The sequence below is a fragment of the Candidatus Edwardsbacteria bacterium genome (genome assembly GCA_018821925.1).
Taxonomy (GTDB): domain Bacteria; phylum Edwardsbacteria; class AC1; order AC1; family EtOH8; genus UBA2226.
On record JAHJLF010000049.1, the window covers coordinates 15,955 to 38,641 of the forward strand.

A 22,687-nucleotide genomic window follows, 5' to 3' on the forward strand; every position below is an offset into this window, starting at 1 on the left:
TTTTAGGGTAAAAGGGGTGTATAATTCATAAAACGAGGCAATAACTTTTTTAAGGAAACCGATCGATGAAAAAAACGGGGTTGTTATTTGCGTTGGCTTTCTCTTTGCTAGGCGGGTATCTGTTCGCTCTGCCGGTGGGGATCTACAAAGTCGAACTTGCTCCCGGCACCGATGCCTACCGCTATGCCGCCGACAAAGGCTGGGAGGTGTTTTATGCCATGGAGGAACAGCTGCTGGTGTCCGACAGGCAGAGCATTTTAAATGACAGCAAGATCATCAATGCCGAAAAGATATACCAGGGCGATTCGAAAAACCTAAAGTGGGCCTATCAGAGAAAAGGCTTTGCTGCCGCCGCCCCGGCCCAAAAAATCATCTTCTCCCATAACGGAAGCTATCTGCTGGAAGCCCCCGATATCAAGCATTCAACCGCCAAGGACTACGAGTCTTTTACCATCAAGAATTTCTCCGGGGAGCCGATCAGGCTCAACGCCAATACCTATGTGCTGGGCACAACCCTGGTCAGGGATTCCTCGATAGCGACGCTGACCCATCTGGTGGATACCGCCCAGGTACGCACCCGGATAGAAGCTTTGCAATCTTTTAACACCAGATTTTTAGACGCCGCCAATCATGACTCGGTGGTAGGTTGGATACGGAATCAGTTTCTGAACATGGGCATTACCGATGTTATATTAGATACCTTTAATATCGGCTTCGGTCCCAAACAGCATAATATCATCGCTACTATACCGGGTCTTTTAGACACATCGGTCGTTTATATCGTGGGGGGGCATTACGATTCCTATTCTGACAGACGTTATTCAGATCCTTTAATAAAATACTCTCAAGCCCCCGGCGCTGATGATAACGCCTCAGGCACGGTGGCGGCCATGGAGATGGCCCGGGTGCTGGCCCAGCCCGGCAACCGGCCCAACAGCACGGTCAGGTTCATTGCCTTTGATGCGGAGGAATATGGTCTGTTCGGCAGTGAATATTATGCCCAGCAGGCTCTGGCAGAGGGTAAGGACATAGGATGCATGCTCAATTACGATATGATCGGATATAAAGGCAACGACAGCACTTTTATCTCCAAACTTTATCCGGGCTCGGAAGAATATGCCTACATGCTGGGACAGCTGGCCGGATGGTACGGCCGAACCGCCGACACCAATCTGGTGCCGGTATACAACAGCGTTTATTTGAACGGCAGCGATAGCTGGGAATTCTCCATTCGCGGGTTTCCGGTGACCTACAGCGAAGAGGATGTTTTCAGCACGGTCTATCACCAGACCAACGACAGCACTACATATATGAACATGCGCTATGTTACCAGCATTATCAAGGCTGGGACGGGGTTTTTGGGCACGCTGGCCAACTATCCCCAGAAGGTAGCCGATGTCATCGCCAGCGATATCGGAACCGGAACCGAACTGGCGGTGGATTGGACCCCGAATGCGGCATCCAACATCGCGGGCTATAAAATCTATTATGGCTATACCAGCGGGTCTTACGTCTATAACCAATACACTACTTCATTATCCGACACCATATCGGGGCTGACATCAAACGCCAACTGTTATATTACCGTCCGGGCGGTTGACACTGACGGGAAGGAGAGCCCGATTGCCGCCGAGGCTATCGGCGTTCCGGTACTGCTGACGCTGGATAAGGGAATCCTGGTGGTGGACGAGACCCAGAACTGGACGGCGGGGAGCTTCCCCCGGGATACCACCCAGGACAAATATTACCGGGATCTTCTGGAGGGCTATACCATAACCGAGCATGAATATGGCTCCAGCGGTGAGAAGCCGGGCCTGATCAACCTGGCCCCCTATTCCACAGTCTTCTGGCATGCCGACGACTACAGCTCACCGATGTTGAACAGCTGCGTTAACGACCTGAAGTTGTATTTGTCGCACGGCGGCAAATTGTGTATAGCCGGCTGGAAGCCCAGCGCGGATATCACCGGCAGCAATATTGATACTGCTCATTACTATGCGGGCAGTTTTATGTACGACTACATGAAGGTGTCCCAAATGAGCCGATCACTAACGGCGGATTCGTTCCAGGCAGCGGTGGGTAAACTGAGTTATCAGGATGTCTCAGTGGATCCGGCCAAGGTGCCGGTGGTCTCCTGGGGCGGGACCATGCGTTATATAGAGAAGCTGACGCCGGTATCACCGGCCGAAGGGATCTACAATATAGACATGAAAAACGACAGCAGTCTTTTTGAGGGACAGAACTGCGGGGTGAGGTATTTGGGAAGCGACTTCAAGACGGCCCTTCTAGGCTTCCCGCTGTACTTCATGGATCAGGCCCAGGCCAAGGCGGCGGTTCAGAAGATCATGGATGATTTTGGGGAGGTTAGCGGGGTGAGTGGCAATCCGGAGGACAAGATCCCGGCTTTGAACTTCAAATTATCCCAGAACGCTCCCAACCCCTTTACCAAGTTTACAGTTATCAGTTACCAGTTGCCGAAGGCCGGCCGGGTCAGGCTCAATATCTATAACATAGCCGGGCAGTTGGTGAAGACACTGGTCAATAAAGATCAACAGGCGGGAATTTATGTCCTCAACTGGGACCGGAAAGACAATAATAACAAGCAGGTCAGCGCCGGGGTGTACATCTATCATTTAAGCACTGGCGACAATACCCAAAGCCGGAAGATGGTAGTGCTAAAATAAAAGAGAAAAACTTAATGGCAGTTCTATTATAGAATAATTCAGAAATCGAATTGTTATGAGGAATGACGATGAAAACTAATATCTTAATAATTGCCATAACCATACTGTTGGCATTATGCTGGCCAGTTCCAGCAATATGTCAGCAAAGTTTTTTTTATATCGAAGGAAATTATAATCGTGATTTCATCCAAAGAACAGACAAGCCTGAATATGAAGTCATCGCCAGATTTGGATCGGGTTATATTATCACTGGCTTGAAAACGGATCATGCTCGGCTAGTTAACTGCGATCTTAGGGTAACTTGCCTTGGCACGATGGATGAAACTTGTCTTTACCGTTTAAAATCCGATGGTGCCGTTGACCCAGAGGCCTTGCGATCTTTGGGGCGTATACTCATCCAACGTGGCAATGATGTGTTGATAGCCGCCAATGTGGTAATTCCTATCGAACGATTAATAATTGCGCCCGGTATCACACTATCCCCAATTTCTCTAAAGGGACTTCCTTTTAGACCGACACCATTGTTATCAACCGGTCAGATCCAATACGATCCCGTTATCGCGGCAATGGTTTCATCTATCGACACCACATCGATTCAAAATCGAATTCTCGCTTTGCAGTCCTTAGGTACTAGATATTACCTTTCATCTAATCGTTTTACCATCGCCGACACTATACGCCAATGGTTCACATCCATGGGTATTCCTCTTGTGGAGTTCGATACTCTTTACACTGCGGAATACGATTCGATCGGCAGCAACCTATCGATTAACGTCATAGCGACCATACCGGGTTCTAAAGATACTTCTGTGATATATATATCCGGTGGGCACTACGATTCCTATACCGGAATATACACCCCTGCTCCGGGGGCCGACGATAACGGCACCGGATTGGCGGCAACTCTGGAAATGGCCAGGATCATGGCACTATTCCCTCCCAGAAAAACTGTACGTTTTATTGCATTCGCTGCTGAGGAGGTCGGAGCATTGGGAAGCATACATTATGCGGGTGTTGCTGATTCTTTAGGTATGGATATTGGTTGCGTATTAGTGAATGATGTTATGGGATATGTTGGCAATAATGGGGAAATTCAAATATATAGGTATCCGGGGTTTGAAGCATATGGTGAACTATTAGGTCAAACCGCTCAAATTTATACCACACTCATTCCGCAGTTTATTCCGGGATATTACAGTAGCGACGATTATCCTTTCTTCGAACGAGGTTACCCAGCAACTCGGGGAAAGGAATACCCATATAGCCCATACTGGCATACGATGCAGGATATCATTGATTATGTAAGCATTCCTTATTGTAGTCAACTTACCGGCGCCGGGCTGGCAATGATAGCTACTCTTACTAATTATCCTGGAATTGTTCAAAATCCCGTGGTTAGTGACCTGGGCGACGGGGAACGACTTCAAATCGCTTGGGAAGAGTTAAATGAACCCGAGATACACGGATACAATATCTATTATGGTTATGCTAGCGGATCCTATGCATACAGTAAATATACAACCTCATTATGTGACACAATTTCGGGGCTAACATCAAATGTTAATTGTTATATTACCGTTAGAGCCGTGGACAATGATGGCAGAGAGAGCCCGATTGCCGCCGAGGCTATCGGCGTTCCGGTACTGCTGACACTGGATAAGGGAATTTTAGTGGTGGACGAGACCCAGAACTGGACAGCCGGCAGCTTTCCCCGGGATACCACCCAGGATAAATACTACCGTGATCTTTTGGATGGCTACATCATCACGGAACACGAGTATGGGACCAGCGGTGAGAAGCCGGGCCTGATCGACCTGGCCCCCTATTCCACAGTCTTCTGGCATGCCGACGACTACAGCTCACCCATGCTGAACAATTGCGTAAGCGACCTGAAGTTGTATTTGTCGCACGGCGGCAAATTGTGCGTAGCCGGCTGGAAGCCCAGCGCGGATATCATCGGCAACAATATTGATACAGCCCATTACTATGCCGGCAGCTTTATGTATGACTATATGAAAGTATCGCAGATGAGCCGATCACTAATGACGGATTCGTTCCAGGCGGCGGTTGGCAAACAGGGCTATTCGGATATCTCGGTGGACCCGGCCAAGGTCCCGGTGGCATCGTGGATCGGGACCATGCGGTATATAGAGAAGCTGACCCCGGTGTCTCCGGCCGAGGGGATATATGATATAGACATGAAGAACAACGGAAGCAGTTTTGAGGGACAGAACTGCGGGGTGAGGTATTTGGGAAGCGACTTCCAGACGGCCCTTCTAGGCTTCCCGCTGTACTTCATGGATCAGGCCCAGGCCAAGGCGGCGGTTCAGAAGATCATGGATGATTTTGGGGAGGTGAACGGCGTATACGGGAAACCGGAAACAGAAAATCGGATAACGGCAATGCATCTGTTCCAAAATGCTCCCAATCCATTCAACAAACAGACTTCAATAAAGTACCAGCTGCCTAAGGCTGGACGGGTCAGGCTCAATATCTATAACATAGCCGGGCAGTTGGTGAAAACACTGGTCAACAAAGATCAGCCGGCAGGAAGCTATACCCTCAGCTGGGACCGGAAGGACAACCATAACAAGCAGGTCAGCGCCGGGGTGTACATCTATTATTTAAGCACCGGCGACAAGTCCCAAAGCCGAAAGATGATAGTGCTGAAATAAAAAGACAAGCCAACCAACAGGCCGCCCTTAAAAAGGCGGCCCGTTTTTATTAAGCAACAAAGATATTACAGCATCTTATATTCTTTTCAACTTTTAACTGCTTTTGTCGCCCCTCTGTGTTAAAATACTAAATATGCCAAAGGGGTTTTCTTTATGACAATATAAGATATCTATCTTCTTGATTTTTTCTGTCCGATAATAGATAATCAACCCCAGGCCTTAATTGATAAATCAACCAATCGGAGCGTTACAATGTCCGAAGTGTTAATAAAAGACAGCGAATACAAATTTCCCCACCTGCTGGTGGTCTCGGCCTCGGCCGGGTCCGGCAAGACCCACGCCCTGACCCTTCGCTATGTCCAGTTCCTGCTATCCCCGGCAATCCCCCAGAACGAGGTTCAGAATATACTGGCCATCACCTTCACCAAGAACGCCGCCCGGGAGATGAAGGAACGGATAATTGCCTGGCTGAAAGCTCTGGCCCTGAACAGTGACAAGGAAACCCTGGCCCAGACGGCAGCTGTTTTAAAGATCAAACCAAAGGAGATTCCCGCCGCGGCTGCCGCGGCGCTGGACCGGATCCTGAAAGGTTATTCCGATTTTCAGGTTCAGACCATAGACAGCTTCGATAAAAACATCTTCATGGCATCGATAAATGATTTTGACCTGCCGTCGGACATAGAGCTGGCCCTCAACTACACCGACCTGCTGAATTATTCCATCGCCGACATGCTGAGCCGGTCCGGAAAGGATGAGGCCCTGGACAGATCGCTGGATGATTTCATCTCCACCCTAAACCGTACCGAGGGGGCGATCTTTGCCTGGAAACCCGAAGAAAAGATGGCTAAAGAATTCTCGGTGCTTCTTGGCATAGAAGCCAAGAAGTACGGAAACATCATCGATCATTCGGAGCCCGGCAAGGTGAATCAGTTCTTAATCGTAATAAAAACGGAATATGAAGGCATAATCACTGAAGCCCAAAAAAGCGGCCTGGAGCTGAAGAAACCAAGCAAATTCATGGAATATGTGTCATCCCGCGAAATATCTAAACTTCTGGATCTGACGATATCCAACCGGACCCTGCCGGTTGCCAAACCTAAAAAGGCAGACAAGGCCTACGAACAAATGATGGGCCGTTGGCTGGAACTCCGACAGGTTTTCGAGCAGCTGGCCTATGCCCATGCCACATCGTACTACAGCGCCTATGCCCGGCTGTTCGGGGATTTTAAAACCTACCTGGCGCGGTCCCAAAAACAACTGGGTATTGTCCACTTGAACGATCTGGGGCGTTATTTAAACGGATACCTTAGGGAAGAGATCATTCCCGAGGTCTATCTGAGGCTGGGTGCCCGGCTCAACCATTTCCTGATAGACGAATTTCAGGACACCTCGCCCATGCAGTGGTTGACGCTGGATCCCCTGTTTAGGGAGGCCCTGTCTCGCCAGGGTTCGCTGTTCGTGGTGGGCGACGTCAAACAGGCCATCTACATGTTCCGCAACGCCGACTACAGGATTATGCGGCAGATGATGGAAGAGGCCAAATCCGCCAAGGGCGGGGAGAAGGTCCCGGCCAGTGTGGCCGGCAGCGCCCATGTCAAGTCCCTATTGAACAACTACCGCAGCGGGGGGGTGATAGTCGATTATGTGAACGGTGTGTTTAAGGGAAAACTGAAAGCAATGCTGGGCACCGAGGATTTTGCCGCCGATGACAGCGGCTTGACTGAATATGAACAGCAGGCCCTGCCGGAAAGAAAGTCCCAGGGTTATGTGCTGGTGAAGCACATTCCGGCCAAGGCCTCCGAGCCCGAAGATGGGGAAACAAATGGAGACGAAAGTCCGGCGGCCGAAACGGAGGAGACTGGCCCGCCGGAGCCGGGCCGGGATGATCTTTTAGCGATAATCAAGGATGTCCTATCGCGGGGATATTCTCCCCGGGACATAGCCGTGCTGGCCCATAAGAATGCCCAGCTGGAGGATGCAGTGGGCTGGCTGAACAAGGCCGGCATACCGGTGGCCTCGTCCAGTTCGCTTGATATCCGGAACCGCAAGGTGGTGGCCGAACTGGCGGAGCTGTTGAAATTCCTGGACTCGCCGGTGGATGACCTGTCATTTTACCGTTTCATCAGTGGGAATATAATGAACCGTGCGGCATCATCATTAAACATCAACCTGACACCGGAACTGCTGCACGCCCTGTTGGCCGTCCGCCGGGAAAGCCGGGAATACCTCTACCAGTGTTTCAAGCGTGATGCCGTACTGGGACAGCTGTGGTCAGTTTTCCTGGAGCCGCTCTACCAAAAAGCGGGCTATTATCCACTTTATGACCTGCTCTCCCTGGCAATGAAGGCGCTGAATGTCTTTGCCAATTTTGCCGAGGAGGCCGATTCTCTGGCCAAGATGCTGGAGTCGGTCAACGGCCTGGAGGCCAAGGGAGCCAACAGTATCCGTGATTTTCTGGAGCAAGCCGGGCGCCAGGACCAGGAACTGTTCCAGCAGGAACTGCCGGAATACGGCGATGCCGTCCGGCTGATGACCTTCCACAAGGCCAAGGGTCTGGGCTTTCCCGTCGTAATAAACCTGTTGTATGACTCCCGGGCCTCGAAAGGATCGATTTATTACGCCAAGGAGGGGGATGACCTTGCGCTTTACAGAATAACCAAGCAGACGGCCGAGATCAATGACACCCTGGGCGGAATATTTGACCGCCAGGCCATTGATGATCAAATAGCCGAGATGAACCTGCTTTATGTGATCTGCACCAGAGCCAAGTATGAGCTTTATAACCTGGTGGTTTACAAAAGTGATAAATGTTTTTATAAAAGGCTTTTTGACGTAACCGAGAAGGGTGCTAAGCGTGATGTGAAAGGAGACAAGGCGACCCAGTCTCCCACCGAGATCATCCTGCCGGAAAACTTTGCCAGGAAAGACGACATCAGGGGGGATAAATGGACCAGCCATCGCCTGCATGAGACCCGCAAGGGGGAGGTTTATCACCGGGCCCTGGAACTTGCCGAAGAGCCATCGGGCCGATTAAACGAAGAGGTCGAGCGGGTATTTGCCCGGCTGGAAAAGGAGGGAACGCTGTCTGATTTCTCCGCGGCCGAGGCCACAGAGATGAAACAGCATGTCGCCACATTCCTCGAAGATCAAAAGATAAAAGAATGGTTCCGGACTGACGAAGGAAGGAATATCTCTAAGGAGAAGAATTTCATCGGCCGGGATGGAAGACTTTACCGTATGGATCGTCTGATAGTCCAGGATGAGCGGCTGACCCTGGTTGATTTCAAGACCGGTCGGGAGGGCGACCACCGGAAGCAGATGAAGGAATATGCTGAGATCCTGGGGGAGGTCTATCCCGGCAAAAAGATCAGGGTCTTTATCGCCCATGTCGAAACCGCCAAAGTGGAGGAATTATCATGAACCGGACCATAGTTCTTTCCAAGGGCGGCGACCTGGTGGCCGGGGCGGTTGAAATATTGCTGGAGCAGGGAGAGAATCTGGACCAGTCCCTGCTTGTCTTTCCCGGCAAAAGGCCGGCCGTTGCGGTCTACGAACTTTTGGCGGCCAAGAAGGGCAAAGCCATGGCCGGTCCGGAGATCTTGTCAATAGATGAGTGGGTTGACGGGGCCTGTGATGAACTGGGGTTGATCACCCGGCCGGTCTCTCCCGCCGATGGAATGGCCCTGCTATACGACCTGCACCGGGAACGGGGCTCTTTCGGGGCCGGGAAGAAAGATTACAGTCTGGATGAATTCGCTCCCTGGGGTTTCAAGCTCCAGGCCGATTTTGACGAACTTTATATCGAGGGGGTAAGGCCCGAACAGCTGTCATCGTTCCAGGCGCTGGCCGAGCAAAAGATCCCACCCCGGATGCAAAAGGATTTCAGTGACTTTTCAGGCATGTACCGGGCCTTTTATGACAAGATCCAAGCTGAGGGGCTTTCTACCAGGGCCTGGCGGTATGCCCGGGTTTCGGAGGGAACGGCCCGGCTGAAACTTGGCAAATATTCCTGCATCATTTTGGCCGGGTTTTATGCCCTAACCCGGGCCGAGCAGGCGATATTCAGGGAATTGCTGAAGTTGGATCAGACTACCATCCTGCTCCAGGACGGGCCGGGCATCGAAGGCATAATCAAGGCCCTGGGTTTAAAACCGGAGATGCCGGAGACAAAGGGACCAAATGCTAAACCGCATTATCATCGGGCCAGGGACATTCATGGCGAGGTTTTCGGGCTGAACCAGATACTGAAAGGCACCGGTAAACTCGACGGCCGGGCGATCATCCTGCCGTCCCCGGAGAGCCTGTTCCCATTGGTGGAACATACCCTGCCTCTAACGGGAGACGATTGGAACATATCAATGGGCTACCCCCTGTTCCGAACCCCAATCTACGCCATGATCAAGGCCCTGCGACAGGCTCTGGAACAAAAAAATGATAACAGGTATTATTTACAGGATTACCTGGGATTATTGTTGCATCCCTATCTGAAGAATATCAAGATGGGGGATTCTGTCCAGGCAGGACGGATACTGGCCCATACCGTAGAGGAGCAGTTGACCCAACATCAAGCCCGGTTCGTCGAGCTTGAGGTTATCGAGCGGGACCAGGAACTGGTTAAAAAATTCTGCGAAAGGTGCTCGGTGGGAGGCAATCATGATGTTAGCCGGGACTTGGCGGGGAAACACCTGGCAAATATCCACCAGGTGGTGTTCCGGAATTTTGACCAGATCGCCGATATCGGGGATTTTGCCGGGAAACTTCAGAACCTGGTGTCCTTCATTTCCCGCGAGGGTTCGGCCAACCGGCATCCTTATACTTCGGCCTTCATAGAGTCGCTGCTGAACGGCCTGGAGGACCTGCGACACTCAATGCTGGCCGGCCAGAGGTTTGACCGGGTGGGTTCCTATTTCCGCTTTCTGGAGCACTTCCTGGGCAGCATAGCGGTGCCTTTCGGAGGCAGCAGCTCCCGCTGCCTGCAGGTGCTGGGGATGATGGAAACCAGGGGCATAAAGTTCCGGGAGGTATTTTTGCTGGACGCCAACGAAGGCATACTTCCACCCGGAAAGTCACCGGACACCCTTCTGCCGCACGCCATGCGCCAGGAGCTGGGGCTGATCGGCTACCGGGAGCGGGAGATGATCCTGAAATATTACTTTGAGAATCTGGTTTGGGGTGCGGAGGATGTTCATATATTCTTCCGGGAGGGCGACGGCCAGGAAAAGAGCCGTTTTGTTGAGGACCTGATGTGGCGGGAACAACAGAGGACAAATGACCCGAAGGCCGGAAGGCCAAGCCCGGTGTTCTTCCGGACAATTTTCGGACATGGCGACCCCCGGCCCATCGCTAAGAACCAGGAAGTGATCGGGCAACTAGCAGGCATGAGTTTTTCGCCCACTATGCTGGACAGTTACCTGAAATGCCCGCTACAGTTTTATTACCATTATGTAATGGGGCTGAAGGAGAAGGAGGAGGCCGGAGAAGAGGTGGACCAGAGCATGATAGGCAAACTAGTCCACGGGATACTGGAGAATTTCTTTGAACGATGCAAGGGTAAAAAGCTGACCATCGTCAAGGGTGATAGGAAAGAAATCAAGGAGATTTGCGACAAGGCATTTGCCAAAGAATTCGGCCAGGTGCTGGACGGCCCGGTCCGGCTGATCAAGATGCAGGTGGAGAACCGCCTGGAGGCCATTTTGCAGTATCATGACCAGCACCTGAAAGACATCGAGATCATCAGCAACGAGGACACCCTGACCGGCAGCATGAAATTGGAAGACGGGCGCCTGGTGATGCTCAACGGAAGGGTCGACCGGGTCGACCGGAGGGGCCAAGATATCTTCATTCTGGATTACAAGACGGGAGCCAACCCGTCCAAGCCCAATAACAAGAAAGTTCAACTCGATGGCCGGGTAGACTGGCACAGGACCGTAAAATCGGTGCAGTTGCCGTTGTATCTGCTGTTGTACAAGGACAAGCACCAGGAAGTTCCGGTTGAGGTATTGAACAGCGGCCTGCTGGTGCTGGGAAAAAAAGCGATCTGTCAGGAGAACCTGTTCGAGGCCTCCGATTCCCGCCAGGAATTGTTAGAAAGGTATCATCGGGTGATAAAAGCCCTGATAACCGAGATCCTTGATCCGGCCGAACCATTAGGCGATTGTCCAGATCCGAGCACGACCTGCCCGAACTGCAATTATACCATCATCTGTGACAGGCAATGGATCAAGGCAGCGGGAGGTTGAGAAGCGGGATCCTTCAACGGCAACCTGTGTGAGAAGTAAAACAACTTTCATTTTAATATCCCGCCAACTTGCGACGGGATAATTCATGAATATTTAGATTGACATCAATAAATTAAGGTGTTAAAATTAAATATTAAAGATGGCAATGCCATGATGGAAGCGTGGCCGAGTGGTTGAAGGCGGCGGTCTTGAAAACCGCAGTGCTGCAAGGCACCAGGGGTTCAAATCCTCTCGCTTCCGCCATTTTGCAAGAACCCCTGGAGTGGTTGAAGACCACGGGGTTCTCCGCCGGCAGGAATTATGCAAACAAGGCGACGGCGGATGCGCCGCAGGTGCAAAATCCTCTCGCTTCCGCCAGAATGTTCATGATCAAATCACAGTTAGAATTGCTTGCCCGACAGGGCCATCTTGAATTTTAGACCAAAAAACAGTATAATTAGTTTAGATGTTTAATGCGGAGAGGTGGCCGAGTGGCCGAAGGCGACGGTTTGCTAAACCGTTATACGGTTTTAAAGCTGTATCCAGGGTTCAAATCCCTGCCTCTCCGCCATGAGACTTATGGCTAACACCAAAAAATAAATACCAATAAAAGGCGGAGCATTCCGCCTTTTATTATTAGGGAATAAAGTATGGTTTTAAACGGTATATAATTTGGAAACACTAAGCGACCAAGAACTGATAGAAAAAGTGCTGTCCGGCCAGGACGCCTATTACAGCCAGCTGGTGAAAAGATACCAGCGGGCTATCTATTCCACTGCCGCCAGGTACCTAAGAAGCCATGCGGCGGCCGACGAAGCGGCCCAGGAAACATTCATCAAGGCCTATTTTTCACTTAGAACCTACAATAACCAGTACCGGTTCTATACCTGGCTGGTGCGGATAACCATAAACCTTTGCCATGATGCGGTAAAAAAACAACAACGGTACGTGACCTTGGAGGAAGATCACCAACTGTCGGACTCCGATGACCCTCTGGAGAATGCCATTCAGAACGACTCCTGCCAAAGGATCAGGAACGAGATAGACGGCCTGCCAAACGACCAGCGGGAGGTCCTCTTATTAAGGGTCGATAAAGAGCTTTCCTATGAAGAGATCAGCCGGGCCCTGAAAATCCCCCTGGGGACGGTAATGTCCCGGCTGTTCCGGGGAAGAAAGACCCTGATGGAAAGGTTGAAGGATGTAATATGAATAAGAATGAACATAAAATAGATCTGGACCAATTGCAGGCCTATATTGACGGGCAGTTGGATCAGCGGGATCGAGCCATGGTAGATGCCCATCTAAGCCATTGCCCGGAATGCCAGGGGCTGGTCACGCAATTGAAGAACCTGGACCAGGCCGTGGCCGATGCGGAATGCCAATCGGCTCCCGAGGGATACTTTGACACCTTGGCTTCCAGAGTGGCCGGCGGCATCGCCCAAAGAAAGATAGCCCGGAAGAAAACGCCCCTATGGGGAATTTTTAACTGGGGTGGAATGCCGATAGCTGCCGCGGCTTCGGTGATCATTTTATTGGTCATTTCCGTGAACCTGTTTTACTCCGGAGAATTCTCCAACCCCCGGGAAACAGAGCTTGATAAAGCCGTCAGCATGGTCAAAGACGAAGAACCGCTCCTGGCCCGGGCTCCGGAAAAGAAATCCCGGGCGGCGGCCCCACGCGCCAGGCAGGAGATGGCGCTGGTTGCTGCGGCGCCCCACGTGGTGTATGAGGTGAAGACCATCGTCATCTTCCTGCCGGCTGATGATTCGCCCTGCCCGCCGCCGGAGATCTCCACCGCCATAGAAATAGATATTCCCAACGGAAGTTGATCGCCGGGAAAATTAAAAAGGGGAAAGCGTATGCTTTCCCCTTTTTCCGTTGTCTGACGCAACTATTTTCCCAAGGAGAAGGTGATGGGATAGGCCAGCCAAACCCTTACCGCCTTGCCGGAGGAGGCCAGGGCCGGAGAGAAGATGAATTGCCCGGCGGCAGCCACCGCCGCTTCGTCCAGGGCCGAATTGCCGGAGCTTCTTACGATCTCCACCTTCATGATATGGCCGTCATAGTCAAGCAGCAGATTCAGGTAGACCCGGCCTTCGGCCTGGGCGGCGATGCAGATTGAAGGGTAGACAGGTTTTATGGATTTGAGCAATACTGGCTTTTTGCTCAGTTCCTGGAAGATCCCGGATTCGGGGATATCGTTGTCCTTGACAAATTCGACTGGTCCTTTTATGGTATCGGGGTTAACAGCATTAGCAATCAGGGCGTTGTTTAGATCCCTTTGAGAAAAGCCGCCGTCATCCGTTGCCAGGGCATCAGCCACCGGCGTGGGGATGCCGGGCATCGGGGCGGCAATCGCTTTCGGCAGGGAATGATCTATATCAATAAATCTTTTATCTATAGGCGGAGGCGGAGGCAACTGGTAAATAATGATTTTTGTTTTGTCAGGCACATATATGGTATTGTCGGAAGCAAGTTTGGCATTTTGGATGTTTTGATATAATGAATATCCCGCCGAAGAGAGCATAATCAAAATCAGTCCGTAAACCGTAAATAACAGGCCAAGCTTCAGGTCATTGCTCTCAATGGGCGCATAGTTGCTCCGGGTATATCCCTTTGAAAATGCAGGCTTTAAGCGCAGGAAGGCCGAGCTTAAGGCGAATCCGATCAGGACTCCAGCCAGCGGGAATAACCAGATATAGTTGTGTGGCATCTTCCGTTCCTCCTTTTATCCAATATACCGTAAAGGGAGGAATTTTATTCCCAGCCAATCGCTGAAAAGTCAAATTATATTGAAATCTTAGTTACCCCGGGCCCTCTGCCGCTGGGTCATTTAGTAGGATTGTTTTTAAAAAGGAATGATTTAATAAGAAGGGCAAGAATAGGGAGAAGTGAGGCGAGGAGGATAAATAAAACGAAGATATCGCCATGCTTCTGATAAAAGGTTCTGGTGTTTAAAAGCGGGATGGCATTGGTTATTATTATTTGTTTATAAAGGGGGGTGGGTTTGATGTTCTCTCCGGTGGGCAGGATGAACATGGAGATGCCGGAGTTGGCGCAGCGGGCTATCGCTCGCCGCTGTTCCACCGCCCGGAAGACGGCCATTTCGGCGTGCTGGCGGGCCGCCCCGGATCGCCCGAACCACCCGTCATTGGTGATGTTGACCAGGAACCTGGCGCCCTGGCTTACTTGTTTTCGGGCGATCTCCGGGAAGATGGATTCAAAACAGATCATACAGGAGAAATTTATGCCGCCCAAATCGAAAACAATGCTGTCGGCTCCCGGGGTCCATTCACCCTCGCCAAAATTAACATTTCTGATAAAGGGTATCTTATCCTTGTAGGGGAACCTTTCGCCGAACGGCACCAGGTGGCTTTTGGCATAAGAATTGGTCAATCCGTAGATGGGACGTATCAAAAAGGCCGAATTATAATAAAGCTGTCTTTGCTGACTTGGTTCATAGGAAAAGTCCGGAACCCCGGTCAGGATGCTGCTTTTTAAATCATTGGCCAGGGAAAGGGCTCGTAAAAAATATTCCGGCTCATACCGGAGATAAAAAGGCAGGGCCGTTTCCGGCCACACCAGCAGATCAACCGGCTGTTTTAGGGCCTGCCGGCTGAGGGAATCATAGGTCTGCCAGTTATATTCTCGAAAATCGTGATCCCAACGCAACCCCTGTTCTATATTTCCCTGTATCAGGGAGACGTTGAGCATAGGGGCATTGCGCATCTCTTTATTTACCCTGGATAGCATAATTTTACCGATTAGCGGCGGCATAACAAAGATCAGCAGCACCAAGGATATTTTTAAAACAGCCGGGGTGGTCAACCGGAAGGGCCGGTTAGCGATGAAATATTTTATAAGCCAATAAATCAGCCCGTTCATCAGAACGATCCAGAAAGTAATCCCGTATACCCCGGTAAAAGAGGCCATCTGAATGGCGCTGGTCCACCTGGCCAGGCTATAGCCCAATGAGCCCCAGGGGAAACCCAGGATGCCGTGGCTGCGGAGGAAATCGAACAGCACCAGGCCGAATGGGGCCGCCCACCAAAACGGTATATTTAATCTGCCAGACAACCATTTGGCTAGAGAAAAAGAAGCGGCAAAGAAAAGGGAAAGATAGGCTGCGATTAAAACCACTCCCAAGTATAACAGTGGCTTGACCCAGCTCTCCACCGCAGGGTTGAACACTATCCAATGAAGCAGGCCGCAGAAGAAGAAAAATCCGCTCAGCCAGGCAACAAGAAACGCTCTGCGAACAGAGAGATTTTCAATGCCGAAATACAAGGGGATCAATGAGACAAATGCCAGGGGCCACAGGGAAAAGAGGGGGAATATAAGGAATAATAAAAGACTGGTAATGGAAGCTAAAATAAAACTGCGTCGCATCTTAGTTCTGTGCTTTTAAGGGGGTTGCTTTGTTTCCGGCGGTCTCTAATTTGCCATGGGCGATCATAGATATGGCCTGGGAATAGGCGATGTGCTCCTCTTTCAGCACCCTGGCTGCCAGGGTGTTCGGAGTGTCCTCCGGCAGCACCGGCACTGTTCTCTGCAGGATGATGGGGCCGTGGTCCACCTCTTTGTCCACAAAGTGAACCGTACAGCCCGATACTTTTTCCCCGGAGGCCAGCACGGCCTGATGCACCTTGTGGCCGTAAAATCCCTTGCCGCCAAAGGCCGGCAGCAGGGCGGGATGGATATTGATAATGCGGTTGGGATAGTGGTCTATGAAAAACGGACTAAAAATGCGCAAAAACCCGCAAAGGCAGATCAATTGGGCTTTCTGGCGGTCAATAATGGCGGACAACTCCCGGTCAAAAAGTTCGCGGGTGGGATAGTCTTTATTATTGACGACGAACCAGGGAATGCCGTGCTTTTGTGCCCTTTCCAAAGCGCCGGCACCGGGAACGTTGGAGATGACGGCCACTATCCGGGCATCAAGCCGGCCGGATTCGATATTATCAATTATGGCCTGGAGATTGGTTCCGCCGCCGGAGGCCAGGCAGGCTAATTTCAATTTATCATCCATATAAAGGATTTTATACTAAGTGATGGCGGTTGTCAAATATAAAAAGCCCGAGGTGGATCGGGCTTTTTGTGGTTAAAAATCAAACGATCAGTTCCAAAGCTCCATGGATATGCCGAAAGCATAGCTCCTGCGGGGCATGGGATATCCGGCCCGCACCTGGTATTCGGCGTTGAACAGGTTGTCGATCTTGTAGAACAAAAGCGCATCCCTGATCTTCAACGACAGCGTTTGGCCGGAAACGAAATAACGCGGCAGTTCGGATCCCGGATTAAATTCATCGGGGTGGCTGGCCAGCTGGCGGTCCTTGTACTGGGTGTTTAACTGCCAGCTGAGCGAGAGATGGTCTGTGATGGGGTAACCCTTAACAGCAAATGACAGGTTGGCGGAATTGGCCGGAGTGTAATTCAACTCCCGGTTGCTATCTGAAAAGCCGAATTGAAATTTAGCAGAAACATCTACTACTTTTGCCAAACAATAATTATAGCTGGCATTTAGGACAAAATATTTCAGCAGCGATGCCCCACCGTTAATTTCAAAACCGGTTGTTTTAACTTCGGTAAGGTTGGCTGTTTGAGTAAAAAAAGTATCGGGGAGGATGAAAGTTGTCTGATTCCAATTAATAAGGTCTGTGGTGTTGCGTTGGTATAAACAGATGGAACTATTATACGAAGCGTTCTCCTGCTTGTAGCCGATCTCATACTGGTTGCTTTTTTCGGGGTTTAGTGTGTCATTGCCGGAATAAATAGATACGTCCCAGGGGGAATTATAAACTGAATACCAATACAATTCATTGACAGTAGGTGCGCGATAGGCTATGCCGTAAGTGGCATATAAAGCGTACTGCTTGGTTAATTGCCAACTGGAAGAAATCGAAGGTGAAATTTGGCGTGGATAAGATGAATTCTTGTCGTACCTCACACCGGCAACGACCAGCCAGGGCGATAATGGTTTGACCTCCTGATTTATAAAGGCCGAGTACTGATCAATATTGTGATCTCCGGAATTATCGCTTTCGCTCGTTACTTGCTGATAGGCGCCCCCAAAGACCACATTGAATTTTTGCCGGAAGCCATAATTAAATTGAACATCTGCATTGTTCTGTCTGGAGAAATTTCTGGTGCTGGAATTATAATCGTAACTGTAGAAAATATTATCCACCATGCTTTGTCCGAACTTTATCTTAACAAGATCGGAATAAGAAATATTGGCGTAAAAATCCTGCTGGTCGTCTAACATCCGGTCATGCAAGGTGGCGCCATATATAAGGCTCCCCGGCGACCCGCTCATCGACTGGTATGAGTGGTATTCCAGGCCGACCTTTAAAAGGTTTATCGGCGTTGCGGTGGCGCCCAAAAAATAATTACTGCCGCTGTAATCGGAATTGGGTCGTTCTCCGTCGGTGCTTTTCCAATCAGCCGAAAGGGAGATGCTCAAAAACCGGTTCAACTGCCGGGAAAGGATGGCCGACATTGTCTGCTGTTTATGCTTCCCGTATTGATAGGTTATCTTGGAATAAGGCTTTTCAGGGGCGTCGTCAATGGTTATTATATTGACCACTCCGGCCAGGGCATTGGCCCCGTAAAGAGCTGAGGCCGGTCCCTTGACCACCTCGATCCGTTTTATGTTGCCGGTTATCTTATTAAGGTCGTAGCCCCCGGTCAATGCCGAGTTCAAAGGCATGCCATTTAGCAGAAAAAGGACCTGTTCGGAAGACGAGCCCCTGATGTTGAATGATGCCACGCTGCCCAGCCCCCCGGTAATCCCCACATTGCCCCCCGATACCTGCGAGAAGGCTGTCACTGCCCCTCTGGATGGATCCATGGAATCTGCCTGAATGATGGAAACGCTGGCTGGGGCCACCAACTGGGCCAGAGGAGTCCTGGTGGCGGTCACCACTATACCTTTTAAGGTAAAAACCGGGATGCTATCGGACAATGCAGCCGGTTTGATTATTCCATCCCCGGACAAAGTATCAAGGGATACATTGGGGTCGTTGCCGGGGGCGTTTGGGCCCCTTAGAGAGTCCCCATGGGAGGCTGCCAAGATCAGGCTAAGCATCAAGGCGGTTAGCATCTATTCTCCTTAATATTTATTATCCGGTCAAACCGATCATGATCTGTCTTTGTTTCTGAGCGAACTTTATTTTGTTCTCCTTTGCCAGCCAGCCCAGGGCCAGGTAAAGGTTTTTATCGTCAAGCTTGGTGCTTCTTTTTAAAGCGCTGATATTCTGCTCGCCTTTGGCATTCAATTCGTGCCAGATTGTTCCGGCATTTTTGCCGATATTCATTTCCCACATGAAATTTCCTCCTTTTAAATAAGAATTTGTGGTCTATTGGTTCTGGGATGCAAAACGATATCGATATCGGTTTCATAAACCGGCGTTAGGATGGTTGCGTTCAGCACTTCGTTGGGCGGGTTGTCAGCGGCGATGGCCCCTTGATGCAGTAATATTATCCGGTCGCAAAAACTGGCGGCCAGGTTCAGGTCGTGCAGAACAGCTATTACCAGAACCCCGATTTCGGAGCTCAACTTTCTGGCCGTTCCCAGGATCAGGCGCTGATGCTTGAGGTCCAGGTGATTGGTGGGTTCATCCATTAATAACACTTTGGGCTGCTGGGCCAAGGCCCGGGCCAATATTACCCGTTGCCGCTCGCCGCCCGAAAGTTCGGTGATCGGGCGATCCTTTAGCTGATAGCAGTCACTCTGCCGCATCGCCTCCTCAATGATCCTATGATCCCCGATTGTTTCATCCTGCAGGGCTTTGAGGAACGGGCTCCTACCCATGGCCACTATTTCGTAGGCGGTAAAATCGAAGGGAAAGAAATTGTCTTGAAAAACAACTGCAACCATACGGGCCAGAGCCTGTGAATTATATCCGGCAATATCCTTTCCTCCGATAGTTATCCGGCCGGGGAAATTACCCCTTAATCCGGCCAGGCAAGATAACAAAGTGCTTTTGCCGGAGCCGTTGGGCCCGATCAGCCCTATCATCTCTCCCGAAGCGGCCTGTAGGCTGATATCGCGAAGGGCCGTAATCGGGCCGTAGCGGTATGTCAGATGGTTTATAGCTATCATATCTTCTGTGATTTTTTTCTCCATAACAGGAAAATGAAAAACGGTACGCCCAAAAGGGCGGTAATGACGCCAACCGGGATTTCAAAATTTCCGAAGCTTCTGGCCAGAGTGTCCGAGAGGATCAACAGGCTGGCGCCCAACAGTCCGGAAACAGGCAGCAGCCTTTTATTGTCCGGCCCCGAAATCATCCTTCCCAGATGGGGTACCATCAACCCGATAAAGCCTATCACTCCGGCCAGGGAAACCAGCGCTGCCACCATCAGGGCGATGATAAAGAACACAGATTTTTTCAGCCGTTCCACCGGAACCCCCATGCTCTGGGCCTGGGCCTCCCCCAGGGTCAGCAAGTTCAGGTTTTTCGACTGGATCCACAGATAGATAGACCCCGCCACCACCAACACCGAGGCGATGGCTAGCAGGAAGACCGTGTCCCGGGTAAACAGGATCCCCAGATTGCCCATTAAAATGTAGATCATATCCTGTAGCTGCCTTCCGGCCAGGGACATCAGCAGCATTATCAGGCCGGAGAAAAAGGCATTGACCACCACGCCGGATAATATCATGGTCTCTGAAGGAAGCCGCCCGTGGACCCGGGCCAGCCGGTAGACCAAAAAGATGGCGGCCACTCCGAAGGAGAAGGAGAATAACTGCAATGTGAAAGCACCGACAAGACCGGACGATAGACCCAGGATCAATGCCAAAGCCATGCCGCAGGCCGCTCCGCCGGAAACCCCCAGCAGATATGGTTCGGCCAGGGCATTGCCCAAAACCGCCTGCAGGGCGGTGCCGGAAACGGCCAGGCCCATCCCCACCAGGGCGCCCAGCAATACCCGTGGCAGCCGGATGGAGGCTATCTCCGGGCTGACGAACAGTCCGAATCCACCAGGGCCAAAGGAAAGACCGGCTAAAACTGCCAGGAAAAGTATCAGCGGCGACAGCCAGACTAAATGCTTACTTCTCATAAAATATTCTATTCAGCTCTTTTAATCCCATAACAGAACGGGGCCCGGCCCGCAGGACAATATCCAGATCCAGGTCGTCGAACACTTTTTTATTCTTGACCGCCGGGATGTTCTGCCAGCCGATCCTTTCAGATAATCGTTTTTTATCGGTCTGGGGATGGAGTATCAATACAATATCCGGCCGTCGTTGAATGACGATCTCCGGGTTGATGACAGCATAATCCTGGCCGATATCCGAAACGATATTTTCACCTCCGGCCTGTTCAATCAGCAGCCCTACCAAACCCATGTTGCCGGCGGTCATCAACGGCTGTGACGAAATCTCGGCATATACCTTGGGCCTTTTGCCCTGCGGGATCACCTCCAGGGAAGATTTTATTTCTCTCAGGGCTGTTCCGATATCAATCAGCAGGGAATCGGCCACCGCTTGTTTGTTTAAAACCACTGAAAGAAGTTTGATGTCTCGGAAGATATCATCAATGCTGACCGGATTTAAAACCACCACCGGGATTTTCAGTGCCTCCAGTTTGGCCAGGATAGGAGTATTCTTCGTTCCCACAATGACAGTCAGGTCGGGTTTTAAAGCCAGGATCCTCTCCAGATTGGCGGTGGTAGCGTCGCCAACTATTTCTTTTTCCTTGGTCTGCGGGGGATAATTGCACCAAGCCGTGATGCCGACCAGCTTGTCCTCGGCGTGCAGGGCGTAGATCATTTCCGTCACATTGGGAGCGAAGGAGATCACCCTGACGGGAGTTTTTGATAATGTAACTGTCCGGCCGATATCGTCGGTTACGGTTAATTTTTCACCAGAATAAAGCTGTTGGGGTTCCTTTTGACTACAGCTTATAAAAAAGAATGTCGTTATGATAAACAGAAAGGTTTTTTTCATACACCCCCAATTTAAAAGACTCGAACCTTATGAAAAGATTCGAGCCTTGACCTTAAAACAAATCAAGCCCGACCTTTTCCCTCGAAGGTCCGGTAAATATTGTGTCAAGGCCGGTCTCCTGGCTTGCCCGGATCATAAGCGCCTTCCCGTGGTAACAGTGGCATTATGCTTATATCCATTATTTGGGCTTACAGTTGCGGGGCAGCTCCCGATTTTCTAAAAAATTCAGAGCACGGGATTCCCGATTATCTCCCTTAAATTAGGGAGCACCTTAACAAACGAGATTATATAAGAAATATTAAATTATGTCAAGGATACTAAAATTGGGCTGCCAGATGCAGCCTGCTGATTATTTTGCCCATTTGGGCGTAGTCTGGCGGAGAGTCAGGGATTTGAACCCCGGATCCCGTTCATCACGGAATACACGATTTCGAGTCGTGCGCCTTCAGCCGCTCGGCCAACTCTCCGCTTGTAGATAATGGTATTTGGATAACAGATTTCAGGGGTTTTGAGAACGGCGTTTTTTAAAGAAATCTTTTAATAGCTGCGAGGCCTCTTTGTCCATTACGGCCCGCTCCACCTTGATCCGGTGGTTGAGGCGCTTATCCTCGACGATATTGAAAACCGAGCCGCAGGCCCCGGCCTTGGAATCCGAAGCCGCAAAGGCCAGCCGGTCAATGCGGGCCAGCACCATGGCTCCGGCGCACATGGAGCAAGGCTCTAAAGTTACATACAGAGTGCAGCCGGTCAGCCGCCAGCGGCCCAGTTTTTTAGCAGCCTGCTTGAGGGCAATAAGCTCGGCATGCCGGGAGGCGTCTTTTTGAGCTTCCACCTGATTCCAGCCTCTTCCGATGATCTTATAATCATGAACGACCACGGCCCCCACCGGGACTTCATTGTTCAGGGCCGCCTTTTGGGCCAGCTTCAGGGCCCGTTGCATGAAATATGTATCGCTATGTTTCTTTTGCATAATAAAATGGTACGCCCGAGAGGATTCGAACCTCTAACCTACGGATTCGTAGTCCGTTGCTCTATCCAGTTGGGCTACGGGCGCACTTCAATGGCAATTATAACCATTAAATGGCATTCAAGTCAAGATGTTTGATAAAGATGATATTCCGGCATACTAATTTGTTTTGAAATTAATGTTTGTCA

At 50.7% G+C, this 22,687-nt stretch carries 15 protein-coding genes, 4 tRNA genes and 1 riboswitch; of the genes, 8 read left to right on the forward strand and 11 right to left on the reverse strand.

Annotated features, from left to right (window positions below; all coding sequences use genetic code 11):
* The first annotated feature begins 65 nt into the window (after positions 1-65).
* The 8 genes from KJ869_05285 to KJ869_05320 all read left to right on the forward strand — a co-directional run bounded on the left by KJ869_05285 (position 66) and on the right by KJ869_05320 (position 13,406).
* Positions 66-2,684: a M20/M25/M40 family metallo-hydrolase gene (locus KJ869_05285; GenBank protein ID MBU1576606.1), complete on the forward strand. Its 2,619-nt coding sequence runs from the start codon at positions 66-68 to the stop codon at positions 2,682-2,684.
* A 68-nt stretch (positions 2,685-2,752) separates the two neighbouring features.
* Positions 2,753-5,359, forward strand: coding sequence for a M28 family peptidase (locus tag KJ869_05290; protein ID MBU1576607.1), 2,607 nt, complete (start codon positions 2,753-2,755; stop codon positions 5,357-5,359).
* Positions 5,360-5,611: 252 nt separating this feature from the next.
* Positions 5,612-8,779, forward strand: a complete 3,168-nt coding sequence (locus KJ869_05295) for a UvrD-helicase domain-containing protein (GenBank protein ID MBU1576608.1) — start codon at positions 5,612-5,614, stop codon at positions 8,777-8,779.
* Positions 8,776-11,598 (forward strand): PD-(D/E)XK nuclease family protein, encoded by a 2,823-nt coding sequence (locus tag KJ869_05300; GenBank protein MBU1576609.1) that lies wholly within the window; start codon positions 8,776-8,778, stop codon positions 11,596-11,598. Before KJ869_05295 ends, KJ869_05300 begins: the two co-directional genes overlap by 4 nt.
* Before the next feature lie 155 nt (positions 11,599-11,753).
* Positions 11,754-11,841, forward strand: a tRNA-Ser gene (locus KJ869_05305).
* 213 nt (positions 11,842-12,054) lie between these two features.
* Positions 12,055-12,148, forward strand: a tRNA-Ser gene (locus KJ869_05310).
* Positions 12,149-12,249: 101 nt separating this feature from the next.
* Positions 12,250-12,786 (forward strand): sigma-70 family RNA polymerase sigma factor, encoded by a 537-nt coding sequence (locus KJ869_05315; protein MBU1576610.1) that lies wholly within the window; start codon positions 12,250-12,252, stop codon positions 12,784-12,786.
* A complete protein-coding gene (locus KJ869_05320) occupies positions 12,783-13,406 on the forward strand; it encodes a zf-HC2 domain-containing protein (GenBank protein MBU1576611.1) in 624 nt (207 codons plus the stop codon). Before KJ869_05315 ends, KJ869_05320 begins: the two co-directional genes overlap by 4 nt.
* A 62-nt stretch (positions 13,407-13,468) precedes the next feature.
* Here the strand turns inward: KJ869_05320 and KJ869_05325 are convergent, their stop codons facing one another.
* The 11 genes from KJ869_05325 to KJ869_05375 form a co-directional block, all read right to left on the reverse strand.
* Positions 13,469-14,290, reverse strand: a complete 822-nt coding sequence (locus KJ869_05325; protein MBU1576612.1) for an energy transducer TonB — start codon at positions 14,288-14,290, stop codon at positions 13,469-13,471.
* Positions 14,291-14,406: 116 nt separating this feature from the next.
* On the reverse strand, positions 14,407-15,966 hold the full coding sequence (gene lnt / locus KJ869_05330) for an apolipoprotein N-acyltransferase (protein MBU1576613.1): 1,560 nt from the start codon (positions 15,964-15,966) through the stop codon (positions 14,407-14,409).
* A 1-nt stretch (position 15,967) separates the two neighbouring features.
* Positions 15,968-16,606, reverse strand: coding sequence for a phosphoribosylglycinamide formyltransferase (locus KJ869_05335; protein MBU1576614.1), 639 nt, complete (start codon positions 16,604-16,606; stop codon positions 15,968-15,970).
* A gap of 87 nt (positions 16,607-16,693) precedes the next feature.
* A complete protein-coding gene (locus KJ869_05340; protein ID MBU1576615.1) occupies positions 16,694-18,679 on the reverse strand; it encodes a TonB-dependent receptor in 1,986 nt (661 codons plus the stop codon).
* 19 nt (positions 18,680-18,698) lie between these two features.
* On the reverse strand, positions 18,699-18,893 hold the full coding sequence (locus KJ869_05345) for a winged helix-turn-helix domain-containing protein (protein MBU1576616.1): 195 nt from the start codon (positions 18,891-18,893) through the stop codon (positions 18,699-18,701).
* A gap of 23 nt (positions 18,894-18,916) precedes the next feature.
* Positions 18,917-19,705: a heme ABC transporter ATP-binding protein gene (locus KJ869_05350; protein ID MBU1576617.1), complete on the reverse strand. Its 789-nt coding sequence runs from the start codon at positions 19,703-19,705 to the stop codon at positions 18,917-18,919.
* Positions 19,678-20,643 (reverse strand): iron ABC transporter permease, encoded by a 966-nt coding sequence (locus KJ869_05355; protein ID MBU1576618.1) that lies wholly within the window; start codon positions 20,641-20,643, stop codon positions 19,678-19,680. Before KJ869_05355 ends, KJ869_05350 begins: the two co-directional genes overlap by 28 nt.
* Positions 20,633-21,532: a cobalamin-binding protein gene (locus KJ869_05360; protein ID MBU1576619.1), complete on the reverse strand. Its 900-nt coding sequence runs from the start codon at positions 21,530-21,532 to the stop codon at positions 20,633-20,635. The genes KJ869_05355 and KJ869_05360 overlap by 11 nt, the downstream gene beginning before the upstream one ends.
* 90 nt (positions 21,533-21,622) lie before the next feature.
* Positions 21,623-21,821: riboswitch (cobalamin riboswitch) on the reverse strand.
* Between the two features lie 85 nt (positions 21,822-21,906).
* A tRNA-Ser gene (locus tag KJ869_05365) sits at positions 21,907-21,999 on the reverse strand.
* Between the two features lie 32 nt (positions 22,000-22,031).
* Positions 22,032-22,502, reverse strand: coding sequence for a tRNA adenosine(34) deaminase TadA (tadA, locus tag KJ869_05370; GenBank protein MBU1576620.1), 471 nt, complete (start codon positions 22,500-22,502; stop codon positions 22,032-22,034).
* Positions 22,503-22,509: 7 nt separating this feature from the next.
* A tRNA-Arg gene (locus KJ869_05375) sits at positions 22,510-22,586 on the reverse strand.
* Positions 22,587-22,687: the final 101 nt, after the last annotated feature.